The organism is Nonomuraea sp. NPDC003727, from assembly GCF_053586935.1.
Window position 1 is genome coordinate 408,582 of sequence record NZ_JBSFNE010000002.1, and the last position, 14,609, is coordinate 423,190.

Consider the following 14,609-nt stretch of genomic DNA (forward strand, 5'->3'; position numbering starts at 1 on the left):
GGATGGCATCCATTATTCTGTCAGGCATGGAGCCCTCGATGGTCAAGTCAGCCGAGCGAACGGTCCGCATCCTGGAAACCCTGGCGGCCTCGCCCGAACGGTTGACCCTGTCGGAGCTTCAGCAGCGCACCGGCTTCCCGCGCAGCAGCCTGCACGCCCTCATGCGCACCCTCGCCGGGCTCAGGTGGGTCGAGACGGAGCCCGGCGCCTCGGCCTTCGGGATCGGGCCGCACGCCCTGCTGACCGGCACCGCCTACCTCGACAAGGATCCGGCCCTGCCGCTGGCGCACGACACGCTGGAGGACCTGCGGGAGGAGATCGGGCACACGGTCCACTTCGCCCGGCGCGACGACGCGCACGTGCTCTACCTGGCCACCCGGGAGTCGCGCGACCGGCATGCGGTCTCCAGGGTGGGCCGCCGGCTGCCCGCGAGCGTGACCGCGCTCGGGCAGGCACTGCTGGCGCAGCTGACCGACGACGAGGTGGCCGCGCTGCTGCCCGACCCGCTGCCCGCGCTCACCGAGCACTCGATCACCGATCTGGCCAAGCTCACCGACGAGCTCGATCAGGTACGCGCCCGCGGCTACGCGCTCGAGCGAGAGCAGGGCACACCTGGCGTGGCCTGCGTGGCCGTTGCCGTGGACTACCGCATCCCCGCCACCGACGCCATCAGCTGCTCGATGCCCGCGGACCTGGCCCGCGAGGAGATCGAGCGGATCGCCGAGGCGGTCATCAGCCACACCCGCAGGTTGGCTGCCACTCTGCGCCGGGAGGGCATCCGATAACACATCATCCGGCGCGTTCTCTGGAGGAAAGAAATGCGTCTTGATGGTGTTCTGTTCTTCCCCGTGACCCCTTTCGGGGCCGACGGCTCCGTGAACGGCCAGGCGCTGGCCGCGCACGTGGCCAAGGGGGTCACGGCGGGGGCCGGAGGGGTGTTCGCCGCCTGCGGCACCGGCGAGTTCAACGCCCTGGCGCTGGACGAGTACTCCGCCGTGGTGGCCACCTCCGTGTCCGCCGCCTCCGGGCGGGTGCCCGTGCTGTCCGGAGCGGGCGGGTCGTTGCCGTTCGCCCAGGCCTGCGCGCGGGCCGCGGCGGAGGCGGGCGCCGACGGGCTGCTGCTGATGCCGCCCTATCTGGTGACCGCCCCCGCCGCGGGCCTGGTCTCCTACGTCCGGCAGGTCGCGGCCGCCACCGGCCTGCCGATCATCGTCTACCAGCGCGGCACGGCCCGCTTCACGCCCTCGGCGGTGGCCGAGCTGACCGGACTGCCCAACGTCATCGGCTTCAAGGACGGCCTGGGCGACTTCGACCTGCTGCAGCGGATCATCCTTCGCGTACGGCAGGCGACGGACCGCCCGTTCACGTTCTTCAACGGGCTGCCGACGGCCGAGCTGACGGTTCCGGCGTATCGGGGCCTCGGGGTGCCGCTGTACTCCAGCGCGGTCTTCGCCTTCGCCCCGGAGATCGCGCTGACCTTCCACAAGGCGGTCACGGGCGGGGACGAGGTGATGGTGCAGCGCCTGCTCACGCGCTTCTACCTGCCGCTGGTGGAGCTGCGGGACCAGGTGCCCGGCTACGCGGTGTCGCTGGTCAAGGCGGGCGTACGGCTGCGCGGGCTGGACGTCGGCGGCGTGCGGGCGCCGCTGGTGGACCCGTCGCCCGGCCACGTCGCCGAGCTGGAGCGGATCATCGCGGCGGGGCTGGAGCTGGCGGGGTAACCCCACGGCCCGTCCTGCCCCGTCCCGGCCACCGCGGCGGCCGGGACGGGGCAGGACCTTCGGACAGACCTCGCGGTCGCCGACGGCCCTCGCCCCGCCCGCCAGACGGTCAGCCGTCGACGCGCCGCGGGACGCCCAGCGGGTTGTCGTCGCGCAGCTCCGCCGGCAGCAGCTCCTGCGGCCAGCCCTGGTAGGCCGTCGGCCGCAGCCACCTGCGGATGGCCATCGCCCCCACCGAGGTGTGCTCGGGGGCGGTGCTGGCCGGCCACGGACCGCCGTGGTGCATCGCCCAGCACACCGCCACGCCGGTCGGCCAGCCGTTCCAGATGAGCCGGCCCGCCTTCCGCGCCAGCACCTCGGCGACCGGCGCGGCCTCGGCGGTGTCGGTGGCGTGGACGGTGGCGGTCAGGGAGCCGTCGAGCCGTTGCAGCACCTCGATCAGCTCGGCCGCGTCGGAGTAGGTGACCACGATCGACGAAGGGCCGAAGCACTCCTCGGCGACCTCGGGCAGCCGGGCGGCGAAGGCGGCCAGGTCGATGGTGAAGACCTTGGGCGCGACCGCCCACTCCCCCTCGCCCTGGCCGCCCTCCGCCAGCAGGGTGAGCTTGGACAGGCGCTCGAGCCCCTGAAGGTAGCCCTCCCTGATGCGATCGCTGAGCATCGGCGAGCCGTTCGTGTCGGCGACCGCCGTACCGAGGGAGGCGATCAGGTCCGCGTCGTCGGGCGCGAAGACCAGGCCGGGGTTGGTGCAGAACTGCCCGGTGCCGAGCGTGAGGGACGCGGCGAAGCCCTCGGCCAGCCCTTCGCGCGCGGCGGAGGGCAGGACCACGACCGGGTTCACGCTGCCCAGCTCGCCGTAGAACGGGATCGGGTCGGGGCGCTCGTCGATGAGCGCCTGGATGGCCTTGCCGCCGGGGATCGACCCGGTGAAGCCCACCGCGACCACGTCGGGGTGCTGGACCAGCCGCTTGCCCGCCGCCAGGCCGTGGACCAGGCCGAGCAGCGCGGGGTCGGGCAGCGCCGACCTGATGACGCGCGCCGTCAGCTCGGAGGTCAGCGGGTGCCCCGGGTGCGCCTTGACGACGACGGGACAGCCCGCCGCGAGCGCCGAGGCGGTGTCGCCGCCCGCCACGGAGAAGGCGAACGGGAAGTTCGAGGCGGAGAAGACGCCGACGACGCCGGGCAGCGGGTGGTTCATCCGGCGCACGTCGGGCTGCACCGAGATGACCGCCTCCAGGTGACCGCCGTCGCGCAGCACGCCGGCGAAGAGCCGGAACTGGCTGGCCGCGCGGGCCACCTCGCCGCGCAACCTGGTCTCGCCGAGCGCGGTCTCCCTGTCGGCGACGGCCCAGAGCTCGTCGACGTTGGCCTCCAGCGCCTCGGCGACGGCCTCCAGCACCTCGGGTCTGCGCGCCGCGCGCCAGGCAGGTCCCGCCGCGTGCGCGGCCGCGACGGCGGCGACGACGTCGGCGTCGGTGGCCTCGGGGACGCCTTCGCCGAAGGTGCCGCCGGTGCGCGGGTCGTATGCGTGGATCATCGCCTCACCCCTATGCAATATCACACTTCACTCTACCTTGCCTTGACACTGGCTCCGCCAGATTCTTACAGTACTGACATTCGTCCACAATTCTGGCGGTTGTTCACATATATGAACATTAGAGAGATCACGGTCACCCCGGTCGCCTTCCGCGACCCGCCTCTGCTCAACGCCGCCGGAGTCCACGAGCCGTGGGCGCTGCGCACGATCGTCGAGGTCGTCACCGACGAAGGACTGTCCGGGCTCGGCGAGACCTACGGCGACCTGGCCCACCTGGAAAAGGTGCGCACCGCGGCCAATGCCCTCGTCGGCCTGGACGTACACGCCCAGAACGAGATCTACGCCCGCGTCTCCACCCTGGTCGGCGACGTGGTGAGCGACCTGCACGGGCTGACGGGAGCGGCCACCAAGGAGAAGAGCATCGACCGGGTCTACTCGCCGTTCGAGGTCGCCTGCCTGGACATCCGGGGCAAGGCCGCCGGGCGCCCGGTGAGCGATCTGCTCGGCGGCGCCGTACGGCAGGCCGTGCCGTACAGCGCCTATCTCTTCTACAAGTGGGCCGGTCACCCAGGAGAGCCCGACGACAGGTTCGGCGCGGCGCTCGATCCCGAAGGGATCGTGGCGCAGGCGCGGCTGCTGATCGAGGAGTACGGCTTCCGCTCCATCAAGCTCAAGGGCGGGGTGTTCGAACCCGCCCAGGAGGTCGCGGCGATCCAGGCGCTGCGCGCCGCCTTCCCCGACCACCCGCTCCGCCTGGACCCGAACGCCGTCTGGTCGGTCGAGACCTCGATCGAAGTCGCCCGCGCGCTGGCCGGGACGCTGGAGTACCTGGAGGACCCCACCGCCGGCATCTCCGGCATGGCCGCCGTCGCGGCGCAGGCGCCGATGCCGCTGGCCACCAACATGTGCGTGGTGACCTTCGAGCACCTGCCGCCCGCGATCAGGGAGGGCGCCATCGGGGTGCTGCTGTCCGACCACCACTACTGGGGAGGGCTGGCGCGTTCGGTGCAGCTGGCCAGGCTGTGCGAGACGTTCGGGATCTCGCTGTCCATGCACTCCAACTCCCACCTCGGGATCAGCCTGGCCGCGATGACGCACCTGGCGGCCGCGGTCCCGAACGTCGCCACCGCCTGCGACACGCACACGCCCTGGCAGGACGGGCAGGACGTGGTGGCCCCCGGAGCGCTCCGGTTCGTGGACGGGGCGGTGCCCGTGCCCACCGGGCCGGGGCTCGGCGTCGAACTGGACAGGGACGCGCTGGCAGTGATGCACGAGCAGTACCTCAAGTGCGGGCTCACCTCCCGCGACGACACCGGCTACATGAGGAGGGTGAACCCCTCCTTCGTCACCAGCCGCCCCCGCTGGTAGCCCGATGCGCATCGCCTACGCCTACCCCTGGGACATCGTCGGCGACCCCGACGCGCCGGCCAGGCTCGCCGAGCTGGGCGTCGACGCGGTCGCGCTGGCCGCCTCCTACCACGCCACCCGCGCCGCCACCCCGTTCCACCCCGAGCACCGGGTGCTCGACGTGCCGTACTCCGCCTTCTACCTCCCGGTACGGCAGGCGGCGTGGGGCCGCCTCGTCCCGCCGAACCCGACCTGGACCGCGCCCGACGCCTTCCTCAGGGCCCGCGACGCGCTCAGGGCGGCCGGCCTGCCGGTGCACGCCTGGACCGTCCTCACCCACAGCAGCCGTCTCGGCGCCGCGCACCCCGACCTGGTGGTCCGCAACGCCTTCGGCGACCCCTACCCGTACGCGCTGTGCCCCGCGCACGAGGACGTCGTGGACTACTGCGAGCGCCTGGTGCGGGAGATCGTCACGGTGGGAGCGCCCGACGGGATCATCCTGGAGGCGTGCGGGCCGATGGGGTTCGGGCACCAGAGCGTCCACGAGAAGACCGCCGGCGCCGACTGGACCCCCGTGCAGGCCGCGCTGCTGTCGCTGTGCTTCTGCACGGCCTGCGAGAGCGGCTACCAGGACGCCGGCCGGCTGCGCGCGCTGGTGCGCGCGGCCATCGACGGCGCCGCACCCGGCTCGGCGGCCTCCGGCTCGGCAGCCCTCGGTTCGACGGATCCCGGCTCGACAGGGCCCGGCTCGACAGGGCCCGGCTCGGTGGCGGACGCGCTCGGTGAGCAGGCCGCGCACGTGCGGGAGCGGCGGACCGGGCTGGCGGGGGCGCTCAGGGCCAGGCTCGTCGCGGCCGCCCGGGAGGCGGCGCCGGGCCTGCCGATCAGGATCCACGCCGCCCCCGACCCGTGGGCGGCGGGGCCCTTCGCCCCCCTTCCCGACGGGGATCCCGCGCTCGACGGGCTGGTGGCGATGTGCTGGGGCACGCCCGAGGAGGCCACCGCCAACCTGGAGCGGCTGTCCGCCATCGCCGCCCCAGGCCAGCGGCTCGGCGCCTACGCGCTGTTCCTGCCGCCCAAGCCGGCCGACCCCGACCACCTGGCCGCTTCGTTCGCCGCGTTCGCCAAGGCGGGGGCGGACGAGCTGCATCTGTACCACGTGGGGCTCGCCTCGCCCGCCCGCCTGACCGCCCTCACCGTGGCGCTGCGGCTCTCCCGGTCCGTGTAGGCGAGCCGCCATTCCCTCCGGACGGAATGCGGCGTTGATTCGTGAGTCAGTGCCGAGTGGCACAACCGATGCAGCGTCCACCCGTCGCGTGCTTCGAGCTCGGCCGAGTCGGTGATCCCCGGATGGACGAGCGACCGGGTGAGGGTCTCGAAGAGCTCGGTGGCTCGCCGGTAGGGCAGAGGGGCTCGCCCGTCAACCGATTGTGAGGTCGAACAGCGCGGCGATCTGCTCGCGGGACAGCGCCCGGGTCCGGAACGGAAGCGTGGGCCGGCGCTCGATGCCGACGATCGGATTGCCGGCCGGCCAGCCGTGGGCCCGCCACCAGATGACGGCGGTTTTCATCACCGACATGTGACGGTCGACGGTGTCGGCCTCGATCAGCGGGCCCGCTGCGCGAACATCTCGGCGAGCACGTCGACCGGCCCTTCGTCGAGCGCGGCGAGTGGCTCGACGCCCCGCCGGTCGCGACCCGAGGCAGGCACTTATGATCCTTTTAACACGTAGGGGTCTAAAGTACTAGCAGGCTAGATAAATGGAGATTCGGTGATCGAGTTCCATCTGGACGGCAGGTCGGGTGTTTCGCCGTACCTGCAGCTGGTCCAGCAAGTACGGCACGCGCTACGGCTAGGCATGCTGCGCAAGGGCGACCAGCTGCCGACTGTCAAGGAGGTCGTGGCGCAATTGGCGATCAACGCCAACACCGTCCTCAAGGCTTACCGGGAACTCGAGCACGAGGGCCTGGTCGCCGCCCGGCCAGGGGTGGGGACGTTCGTGACGGCGACGCTCACCGACACCTCGCTGGCCGCGCACGGCCCGCTGCGGCTGGAGCTGCGGCGCTGGCTGGCCAAGGCACGGCGCGCCGGCCTCGACGACGAAAGCATCGAGGCTCTCTTCATGACGACCTTCCGGACCACCGCTCAGGAGGACATCGCGTGACCTCTGTCGTGCAGGCCCAGGGACTGGGCAAGAGATACGGCAAGCGCTGGGCGCTGCGCGAGTGCGCCATCGACATACCGGCGGGCCACGTCGTCGGGCTGGTCGGCCCCAACGGCGCCGGCAAGACCACGCTGCTGAAGCTGGCCGGCGGCCAGCTCGAACCGACGGCGGGCGGCATCACCGTGCTCGGCGGCCGTCCCGCCGGCGGACCCGCGCAGCTGGCCAGGGTCGGGTTCGTCGCCCAGGACACCCCCGTCTACGCCGGTCTGACCGTCGCCGATCACCTGCGGCTGGGAGCACGGCTCAACCCCCGCTGGGACGCCGCCATGGCGCGGGAACGGATCAAGCGGCTCAACCTCGATCCCGCCCACCGGACGGGCAGGCTGTCCGGCGGCCAGCGCGCCCAGCTCGCCCTCACCCTGGGTCTGGCCAAGCGGCCCGAACTCCTGATCCTGGACGAGCCGGTCGCCTCGCTCGACCCGCTCGCCCGCCGCGAGTTCATGCAGAGCCTGATGGAGGCCACGGTCGAGCACCAGTTCAGCGTGGTGCTCTCCTCCCACCTGGTCTCCGACCTGGAACGAGTCTGCGACTTCCTGGTCGTGCTCGTCGAATCCCGCGTGCAGGTGGCGGGAGAGGTCGACAAGCTGCTGGCCACCCATCACCGGCTCACCGGCCCGCGCCGCGATCCCGACCGGCTGCCCGCCGACCAGCACGTGGTCGCCGCACGCCATACCGACCGGCAGAGCACGTTCGTGATCCGTACCGAGGCCCCGATCCACGACCCCACCTGGGCGGTCACCCAGCTCAGCCTGGAGGACCTGGTCCTGGCCTACATGGACGACCGCCGCGCCGAGAACCGGCGAGTCGGGCTGGAGGTGCAGCGGTGATCTGGCTGACCTGGCGCCAGTTCCGCGGCTCTGCCGCGATGATGGCCGCCTTACTCGTCATTCTCGCCGTCGTCCTGGCCCTGACCGGCCCGGACCTGGCCACCCGCTACTCCGCCGGGATCGCCGGCTGCGCGCAGGACAACACCTGCGACCGCTTCTACGACCAATTCTTCGACGCGTACGAGATGCCCTTCATGGCCGTCAGCCTCGTCGTGCTGCTCCTGCCCGCTCTCGTCGGGCTCTTCTGGGGAGCACCGCTGATCACCCGCGAACTGGAGGCGAGCACGCACCTGCTGGTGTGGAACCAGAGCATCACCCGCGGCCGCTGGTTGGCGGTCAAGTTCGGTTTCGTCGGCCTGGTCGCCATGGCCGCCGCCGGCCTGTGCGGCTTCGTGGTGACCTGGTGGTCCGATCCCCTGGACAAGTCAGCCTCGGAGAGCCTCGCCCTGATGGCGCCCCTGGTGTTCGGCGCTCGCGGCATCGCCCCGGTAGGGTATGCGGCCTTCGCCTTCGTCCTCGGCGTAACCGTGGGCATGCTCGTGCGCCGCACCCTGCCCGCCATGGCCCTCACCCTGGCCGTGTTCGCCGCGATCCAGCTCGCGATGCCGCTGGCGGTCCGCGCCCACCTGATGCCCCCGGCCACCGGGACCTTCGAGCTCAGCCAGGCGAACGTGGAGAACGTCGGCCTGTCGCAGGAGGGAGGCGGACCCGTGCGGATTCTCCTGAGGTCGGCCGTTCCCGGCCACGCCGGCGCCTGGGTCCTCCACAGCGGCCTGGTCGATCCGTCCGGACGCACGATCTCCGATGGCGACGGCGGAGCCGCCATCCAGGTCTCCACGACGTCGGGGCCCTGCTCACCGTCGGGGGCGGCGGGCCGCGGGGACCGCTGCATGGTCGAGATCAACCGGCTCGGCTACCGGCAGCAGGCGACCTACCAGCCCCTCGACCGCTTCTGGACCTTCCAGTGGATCGAGACCGGGATCTATGCCCTCCTCACCCTCGGCCTCGCATGGTTGTCCTTCTGGTGGATCCGGAGGCGCCTGTCATGACCGTCAGGACCGTGACAGCCGGGCTCGCCCTCCTCTTGGCGGCGGCCTGCACGGCACCGACGCCGCCGCGGAGCCAGGCGAGCGCGGCAGCCAGTACGGTCTGCGCGCCACCCCACGGACCTCCCGGGGCGGAGACGGCCACCACGATCGACGTCATCGAGCAGGCGTACTTCTGCATCCTCGGCAACTACTACAGCGGCGCCACGCTGGACGCCCGCTCGCTGACCGCCGGATTCGTCGCCCTGACGCAGGAGCTCAACCGCAACGGGCGCGACGTGCCCGAGGCCACCATGCCGGCGCTGACCGGTGACCGGAAAGCCGACTGGGCCGCTTTCGAGGCCGTCTACCGGAAGGTCACCGATCAGGTGCCGGACCTGCGCGAGCGGCTGGCCGTCGTCACCCTCGAGGGCATCGTGGCCGGCCTCGGCGACAACCACGCCTCCTGGGCGCACGACGTCGAGCAACCGCCCGACTACTACGACGGTGACGGCTACGGCCTGGGCCTCCAGGCGAACGTCAATGGTGCACAGGTGAACGGCAACCCCGGCGTCGCCCTCCCTCCGTTGTTCGTCACCACCGTGCAGGGTGGCGCGGCGCGGGCCGCCGGACTACGCACGGGCGACATCATCGAATCGATCAACGGATCGGCCCCCTTCATCGACGGGAAGGCCACCCCGGCGATCGCCGCTCTCTACCCGCGATACCCGGAAGCGCGCCCGGTCCGGCTGCGGCTCCTGCGGCAGACCACCGGCCGCCGTTGGATCGTGACGCTCAAGCCCGGCCTCCACCAGCGGGATCTGTCCGCCCTGCAAGTGGTGCAGTCGAAGCTGCTTCAGGACGGCATCGCCTACGTACGGCTGCGCGGGTTCTCCCCCGACTCCGCGGACAGGGCTCTCAAAGCGATCGCCAGGCTGCGTACCGGCCGGACGCTCACCGGCGTCGTGCTGGACCTGCGCGGCAACGGCGGCGGCAGTCCCCTGGAGGCGATCCGGCTGGTGAGCGCGTTCGTCCACGGGAAGGCCACGGCCTACCTGTGCACTGTGGACGGCACGTGCGAGACCTTGCGGACCGACGACACCGTCGAGCTGCTCGACCTGCCGCTGATGGTGCTCACCGACCGCAGCTGCGCCTCGGCGTGCGAGCACTTCAGCTCCGCGGTCAAGGACCTGGGCGCGGGCCGGTTGGTCGGCACCAGAACCGCCGGCGTCATCTCCGGCCCGGCGCAGCCGTACCTGCTCGGCAACAACACCGTTCTGAGATTCCCCGTCAGGCACCACCTCGGGCCCGATCGCGAGGTGATCGACCGGATCGGCGTGCCCCCCGACCACTACGTGCCCCTGACCCCGGAGGACGCGGCCGCCGGGCGCGACCCCGCGCTGGCCAAGGCCCTGGACTTGCTGCACAAGTGAATGGACCTCTCGATGAGACAGATCCTGGCAGTCGCCGCAGGACTGGTCGTCCTCACCGCGTCCGCCTGCTCCCCGCCCACGCCGCCCCGGTCCGCTGTCCCGTCGGCCACGCCGACCGGGCCGGCCGCCCTGCCCACCCCCACCGGCGCCCATCCGGTCGGCACCACCGCCCTGTACCTGACGGACACCTCCCGCCCCGATCCCTGGGATCTCGACGTCGACGCCAGGCAGCTCAAGGTCACCCTGTGGTATCCGACCGAGCAGAGGGACGGCGAGCGCGCACCGTACATGACGCCTGAGGAATCCGAGCTCATGCTGGAAGGCTTGGGGATCACGGGCGTGCCGTCCGACAGGCTGAGCAAGACGCGGACGAACGCCGTCAAGGACGCGCGACCCGCGGGGCGGAAGCTTCCGCTTGTGGTGCTCTCCCCCGGCTTCACCAAGCCGGTGAGCACGCTCACGTCCCTGGCCGAGGAGCTGGCCAGCCGAGGGTACGTCGTGGCCGGGATCGACCACACCTACGAGAGCTACGCCACGACCCACCCCGACGGGCGGGTCGCGGAGTGCCTCGCGTGCGACAGCGACAGCGACCCGGGCTTCGGCACAGGGCTGGTCCAGGGCCGGGCGACCGACGTCTCCTTCGTGCTCGACCGGTTGCCGTCGGCGTGGGACGGCGCCGACCTGATCGACCGCTCCAGGATCGCGATGGTCGGCCAGTCGATCGGCGGGGCCAGCGCCATGGCGGCCATGGTGAAGGACTCCCGGGTACGCGCCGGGATCGACATGGACGGCACCACCTACGCCCGGATCCCCAAGAGCGGGTTCTCCCGGCCGTTCATGTTCCTGGGCTCGGCGCAGCACGTCCCCGGAGGCCCTGCCCCCACGTGGGACCGCGACTGGAAGCTGCTGACCGGGTGGAAGCGCTGGCTCGTGCTGTCGGGCACGGAACACCAGTCCTTCACCGACGGCCCACTGGTGGAGGGCGCCCTCGGCGTCAAGCCCGCCTACGGCGTTCTGCCCGCGGCGCGCGCCGCCGAGCTCACCCGCACGTACGTGGCGGCCTTCCTCGACCAGCACCTGAAGTCGCGGCGGCAGCCCCTCCTGGACAAGACGTTATCACGGTACCCCGAGGTCAAGTTCTGCCCCACGGCCTGCGGTCAGTCCTGATTCCCGGCGCGCTCTCCACACTATCGGGGGATGCTGACCGCAGCTCGCCCAGGCGTTCGGAAACAGCGTGATCCACCGGACGGTCGTGCCGGCGGCCGAAGGGGTCGTGGAACCGAAGTCTCGCGATCCCGACCGCCCGAGCGACGGCCCCGCCTGCCGTACGGGCTGCCGTAGGGGGCGCCGGGAGGGCCGGTCAGCGCACCTGGGCGAGGTAGGGGAGGTGGGTGGCGCCGTCGAACGGGGCGAGACGGTCGGTCACCGCCGTGGTGAGCGCCGCCGCCGCGCGCTCCGCCTGGGCGACCACCTCGGGCGGGTAGCCCAGCAGCACCTGGTGGTCGGCGAACTCGTCCTCGTCGTCGACGTACACCTTCCCCTCCCTGGTGCGCACCACGTCGAGGTCGAGGTCGACCATCGTCACCTCGCCGTCGCTCCACTCGGGAACGGTGGTGACGTCGATGTAGAGGTCGGTCTTGTGACCCTCGTCGTTGAACAGCGCGACCCACCACTCGTTCCTCGGGAAGAGCATCACGAACGCCTTGTCCCACACCACCGGCGGCCCGTCACCCTTCGCCCCCGTCGTGCCGGCCTCGCAACCCACCCACACCCCGTGGGCGTCCTCCCCGAGTAACCTGGCCGGGTGGTGCCAGTGGAGGGAACCGCCGTACTTGCGGAAAACGACCTTCATGCACCCGACCGTACAACGAGCCCGCTCTCGTAGGCCGCGATGACCAGCTGGGCCCGGTCGCGGGCGGCGAGCTTGGTCAGCAGGCGGCCGATGTGCGTCTTGACGGTCGCCATGCTGAGGTGCAGGTGCTCGGTGATCTCGGTGTTGGACAGTCCCCGCGCGATCAGCGTCAGCACCTCGCGCTCCCTGTCGGTGATCCCCTCCAGGCCGCGCACCGCGGGCCTGGCGAACTCCTCGATGAGCCTGCGCGTCACCGTCGGCGCCAGCAGCGCCTCCCCCGCCGCGACCACCCTGATCGCGGCCAGCAGGTCGGCGGGCGGGGTGTCCTTCAGCAGGAAGCCCGACGCTCCCGCCCGCAGCGCCGCGTAGACGTAGGCGTCGAGGTCGAACATGGTCACGATCAGCACCCTGGCCGCGCCGCCGATCCTGCGGGTGGCCTCGATGCCGTCCATCTGCGGCATCCTGACGTCCATCAGCACCACGTCCGGTCGCGTGGCCATGGCCAGCTCGACCGCCTGCGCGCCCGTGCCGGCCTCACCGGCCACGCTCATGCCGGGCTCGTTCTCCACCAGCACCCGGAAGCTGCCGCGCAGCAGGGCCTGGTCGTCGGCGACGAGGACGCGGATCATGCGTAGGGAATGGTCGCGGCCACCCGGAACCCGCCCTCCGGACGCGGCCCCGCCGAGAACGCTCCGCCGTACATCGCGACCCTCTCTCTCATCCCCACCAGCCCGTGACCCTCGCCGTCGCGCCGGCCGTTCCGCGTCGCGGCCCCGTGTCCTGGGCCGTCGTCCGTCACCTCGACCCGCGCCCGGCCGCCGTCGGCGGCCACCGTCACCGTGCAACGGGCCGGGCCCGCGTGCTTGACGACGTTCGTGAGCGCCTCCTGCACGATACGGTGTACGGCCAGCCGCACCCCGCCGGGAAGCCCGTCCAGCCCCGAGGCCGCCAGCTCCACCCGCACCCCCGCGAGCCTGGCGTGCTCGGCCAGCTCGTCCAGCTCGGGCACGGGACGCAGCTCCGGAGGTTCGGTGCGCAGCACGCCGAGCAGGTGGCGCATCTCCACCAGCGCGTCGCGGCTCGCCGTCTCGATCACCCGCAACGCGTCGTGGGCCTCCTCTGGCCTGCTGCGCAACACGTGGTTGGCGACACCCGCCTTCACCGCGATGAGTCCCATGCTGTGGGCGACGACGTCGTGCAGTTCGCGGGCGATGCGCAACCGCTCCGCGGTGACCAGCCGTTCGGCCGCGCGTGCCGCGTACTCGCGCCGCTCGCGCACGGCGCGGCCGACGGTCCACGAGCCGCCCAGCGCGGCGATCCCCAGCACGACGTCACCCGCCGCGCGCGACCAGTCCGCCGGCGCCCCCGCCACGGTCAGCATGAGGACCGCCACCCCGGTCACCACCGCGATCGCCGTGGTCGGCGCCCGGTTCGCGCGGGACAGCGCCACCGTGTACAGGGCGTAGGCGGGCGCGACACAGGCGGCGCCCACCCCTAAGACCAGGCCCGCCGCCGGCGCCACCGCGAACACCACGACGAAGACGCCCACCGGCCACCGCCTGCGCGCCCCCAGCGGCAGACCCAGGCCCAGCGCCAGCACGATCGCGACCCAGGCGGGCACCGGCGCGGTGGCCGCCGACGTCATGGCGGCCAGCGCGACGACCCATCCGGCCGCGCAGTCGAGCGCGATGAGCTGGCCCCGGGTGAGCCGCCTGGTGAAGTCCACGCCCCGCACGCTATCCGGCCGTCCCGGGCTCCGGCGTCATACCCGGGTCCGATGCGCGGTACGCGGGCCGTACCCGACCGTGAAGGGGTGATCGACGTGAGAGAGCTGACCAAGACGTACGGCGCGACCCGCGCCGTCGACCGCCTGTCCTTCACCGTCGAGCCGGGCCACGTCACCGGCTTCCTCGGTCCGAACGGCGCCGGCAAGTCCACCACGATGCGGGTGATCCTCGGTCTCGACGCGCCCACCTCCGGCCAGGCCCTGGTCAACGGCCGCCGCTACGCGAGCCTGCGCAGGCCGCTGCGCGAGGTGGGCGCGCTGCTCGACGCCAACGCCCTCCACCCGGGCCGCAGCGCCCACGACCACCTGCTCAGTCTGGCACTCACCAACGGCATCGGCGCCGCCCGCGTCGCCGAGGTCCTCGACCGTGTCGGCCTGACCGGGGTGGCCCGCAGGAAGGCGGGCGCGTTCTCGCTCGGCATGAAGCAGCGGCTCGGCATCGCCGCCGCGCTCCTCGGCGACCCTGGCGTGCTGATGTTCGACGAGCCGGTCAACGGGCTCGACCCCGACGGGGTGCGCTGGATCCGCGAGCTGATGCGCGCGCTGGCCGCCGAGGGCAGGACGGTGCTGCTGTCCAGCCACCTCATGAGCGAGATGGCCGTGACGGCCGACAGGATCGTCGTCATCGGCGGGGGCCGCCTGATCGTGGCGGCCGCCACGCGGGAGCTGACCGACCGCTACGACTCCCTGGAGTCGGCCTACCTGGCGCTCACCGCCGGCAGCGTCGAGTACGGAGCCGCCCGGTGATCGCCGGCGAACGGCTGAGCCTGCGCCCGGTCCCCTCCACCGCCTGCGCGCCTCGCTCGTCGCCGTCCCGCCGCGCAGGGCCCTGCTGCCGGCCAAGACGGCCGTGGTGA

At 72.2% G+C, this 14,609-nt stretch carries 14 protein-coding genes and 1 pseudogene; 10 read left to right on the plus strand and 5 right to left on the minus strand.

Annotation, left to right across the window (positions count from 1 at the left end; all coding sequences use genetic code 11):
• Nucleotides 1–26: 26 nt before the first annotated feature.
• Both ACWDLG_RS07115 and ACWDLG_RS07120 read left to right on the plus strand, forming a co-directional pair.
• A complete protein-coding gene (locus ACWDLG_RS07115) occupies nt 27–785 on the plus strand; it encodes an IclR family transcriptional regulator (RefSeq protein ID WP_354906689.1) in 759 nt (252 codons plus the stop codon).
• Between the two features lie 33 nt (nt 786–818).
• On the plus strand, nt 819–1,721 hold the full coding sequence (locus tag ACWDLG_RS07120) for a 5-dehydro-4-deoxyglucarate dehydratase (protein WP_449916888.1): 903 nt from the start codon (nt 819–821) through the stop codon (nt 1,719–1,721).
• 109 nt (nt 1,722–1,830) lie between these two features.
• On the opposite strand, the gene ACWDLG_RS07125 is transcribed toward ACWDLG_RS07120, so the two are convergent.
• Nucleotides 1,831–3,258, minus strand: coding sequence for an aldehyde dehydrogenase (NADP(+)) (locus ACWDLG_RS07125; RefSeq protein WP_449916891.1), 1,428 nt, complete (start codon nt 3,256–3,258; stop codon nt 1,831–1,833).
• Between the two features lie 111 nt (nt 3,259–3,369).
• Between ACWDLG_RS07125 and ACWDLG_RS07130 the strand changes: the two genes are divergently transcribed.
• Together ACWDLG_RS07130 and ACWDLG_RS07135 are read left to right on the plus strand one after the other, a co-directional pair.
• Nucleotides 3,370–4,626: a glucarate dehydratase family protein gene (locus ACWDLG_RS07130; protein ID WP_449916893.1), complete on the plus strand. Its 1,257-nt coding sequence runs from the start codon at nt 3,370–3,372 to the stop codon at nt 4,624–4,626.
• A gap of 4 nt (nt 4,627–4,630) precedes the next feature.
• Nucleotides 4,631–5,833, plus strand: a complete 1,203-nt coding sequence (locus tag ACWDLG_RS07135; protein WP_449916895.1) for a hypothetical protein — start codon at nt 4,631–4,633, stop codon at nt 5,831–5,833.
• Nucleotides 5,834–6,025: 192 nt separating this feature from the next.
• On the opposite strand, the gene ACWDLG_RS07140 is transcribed toward ACWDLG_RS07135, so the two are convergent.
• On the minus strand, nt 6,026–6,175 hold the full coding sequence (locus tag ACWDLG_RS07140) for a hypothetical protein (protein WP_449916898.1): 150 nt from the start codon (nt 6,173–6,175) through the stop codon (nt 6,026–6,028).
• Nucleotides 6,176–6,376: 201 nt separating this feature from the next.
• Here ACWDLG_RS07140 and ACWDLG_RS07145 point away from each other — a divergent pair, with 201 nt between their 5' ends.
• From ACWDLG_RS07145 to ACWDLG_RS07165, 5 genes are read left to right on the plus strand one after another with little or no spacing between them, the layout of a single operon-like run.
• Nucleotides 6,377–6,769, plus strand: coding sequence for a GntR family transcriptional regulator (locus tag ACWDLG_RS07145; RefSeq protein WP_354906694.1), 393 nt, complete (start codon nt 6,377–6,379; stop codon nt 6,767–6,769).
• On the plus strand, nt 6,766–7,656 hold the full coding sequence (locus ACWDLG_RS07150; RefSeq protein ID WP_449916900.1) for an ABC transporter ATP-binding protein: 891 nt from the start codon (nt 6,766–6,768) through the stop codon (nt 7,654–7,656). Before ACWDLG_RS07145 ends, ACWDLG_RS07150 begins: the two co-directional genes overlap by 4 nt.
• Entirely contained in the window at nt 7,653–8,705 is a 1,053-nt protein-coding gene (locus ACWDLG_RS07155) for an ABC transporter permease (RefSeq protein ID WP_449916902.1), read from the plus strand. The genes ACWDLG_RS07150 and ACWDLG_RS07155 overlap by 4 nt, the downstream gene beginning before the upstream one ends.
• Complete coding sequence (locus ACWDLG_RS07160) at nt 8,702–10,114, plus strand: S41 family peptidase (protein WP_449916904.1); 1,413 nt, start codon at nt 8,702–8,704, stop codon at nt 10,112–10,114. Before ACWDLG_RS07155 ends, ACWDLG_RS07160 begins: the two co-directional genes overlap by 4 nt.
• Nucleotides 10,115–10,126: 12 nt before the next feature.
• Nucleotides 10,127–11,281: an alpha/beta hydrolase family protein gene (locus ACWDLG_RS07165; protein ID WP_449916905.1), complete on the plus strand. Its 1,155-nt coding sequence runs from the start codon at nt 10,127–10,129 to the stop codon at nt 11,279–11,281.
• A 193-nt stretch (nt 11,282–11,474) separates the two neighbouring features.
• Here ACWDLG_RS07165 and ACWDLG_RS07170 read toward each other — a convergent pair whose 3' ends face one another.
• The 3 genes from ACWDLG_RS07170 to ACWDLG_RS07180 are packed head-to-tail and all read right to left on the minus strand — an operon-like array spanning nt 11,475 to nt 13,692.
• The gene (locus ACWDLG_RS07170) at nt 11,475–11,966 is read right to left on the minus strand and encodes a DUF402 domain-containing protein (protein ID WP_449916908.1); all 492 of its coding nucleotides are present in this window, start codon (nt 11,964–11,966) and stop codon (nt 11,475–11,477) included.
• Nucleotides 11,963–12,595 carry a response regulator gene (locus ACWDLG_RS07175; RefSeq protein WP_449916909.1) on the minus strand — a complete coding sequence of 211 codons (633 nt, stop codon included), beginning with the start codon at nt 12,593–12,595 and terminating at the stop codon, nt 11,963–11,965. Before ACWDLG_RS07175 ends, ACWDLG_RS07170 begins: the two co-directional genes overlap by 4 nt.
• Nucleotides 12,592–13,692 carry a sensor histidine kinase gene (locus tag ACWDLG_RS07180; protein WP_449916911.1) on the minus strand — a complete coding sequence of 367 codons (1,101 nt, stop codon included), beginning with the start codon at nt 13,690–13,692 and terminating at the stop codon, nt 12,592–12,594. Before ACWDLG_RS07180 ends, ACWDLG_RS07175 begins: the two co-directional genes overlap by 4 nt.
• A gap of 87 nt (nt 13,693–13,779) precedes the next feature.
• On the opposite strand from ACWDLG_RS07180, the pseudogene ACWDLG_RS07185 reads away from it, so the two are divergent.
• Nucleotides 13,780–14,421, plus strand: a pseudogene (locus ACWDLG_RS07185) (ATP-binding cassette domain-containing protein); the annotation flags it as partial.
• Between the last annotated feature and the right edge of the window lie 188 nt (nt 14,422–14,609).

What these genes read in the sequence shown, in the direction of transcription:
- ACWDLG_RS07115 (WP_354906689.1), top strand. Translation starts at nt 27, where the DNA reads ATGGAGCCCTCGATGGTCAAGTCAGCCGAGCGAACGGTCCGCATCCTG.
- ACWDLG_RS07120 (WP_449916888.1), top strand. Translation starts at nt 819, where the DNA reads ATGCGTCTTGATGGTGTTCTGTTCTTCCCCGTGACCCCTTTCGGGGCC.
- ACWDLG_RS07125 (WP_449916891.1), bottom strand. Translation starts at nt 3,258, where the DNA reads ATGATCCACGCATACGACCCGCGCACCGGCGGCACCTTCGGCGAAGGC.
- ACWDLG_RS07130 (WP_449916893.1), top strand. Translation starts at nt 3,370, where the DNA reads ATGAACATTAGAGAGATCACGGTCACCCCGGTCGCCTTCCGCGACCCG.
- ACWDLG_RS07135 (WP_449916895.1), top strand. Translation starts at nt 4,631, where the DNA reads ATGCGCATCGCCTACGCCTACCCCTGGGACATCGTCGGCGACCCCGAC.
- ACWDLG_RS07140 (WP_449916898.1), bottom strand. Translation starts at nt 6,175, where the DNA reads ATGAAAACCGCCGTCATCTGGTGGCGGGCCCACGGCTGGCCGGCCGGC.
- ACWDLG_RS07160 (WP_449916904.1), top strand. Translation starts at nt 8,702, where the DNA reads ATGACCGTCAGGACCGTGACAGCCGGGCTCGCCCTCCTCTTGGCGGCG.
- ACWDLG_RS07165 (WP_449916905.1), top strand. Translation starts at nt 10,127, where the DNA reads ATGAGACAGATCCTGGCAGTCGCCGCAGGACTGGTCGTCCTCACCGCG.
- ACWDLG_RS07170 (WP_449916908.1), bottom strand. Translation starts at nt 11,966, where the DNA reads ATGAAGGTCGTTTTCCGCAAGTACGGCGGTTCCCTCCACTGGCACCAC.
- ACWDLG_RS07175 (WP_449916909.1), bottom strand. Translation starts at nt 12,595, where the DNA reads ATGATCCGCGTCCTCGTCGCCGACGACCAGGCCCTGCTGCGCGGCAGC.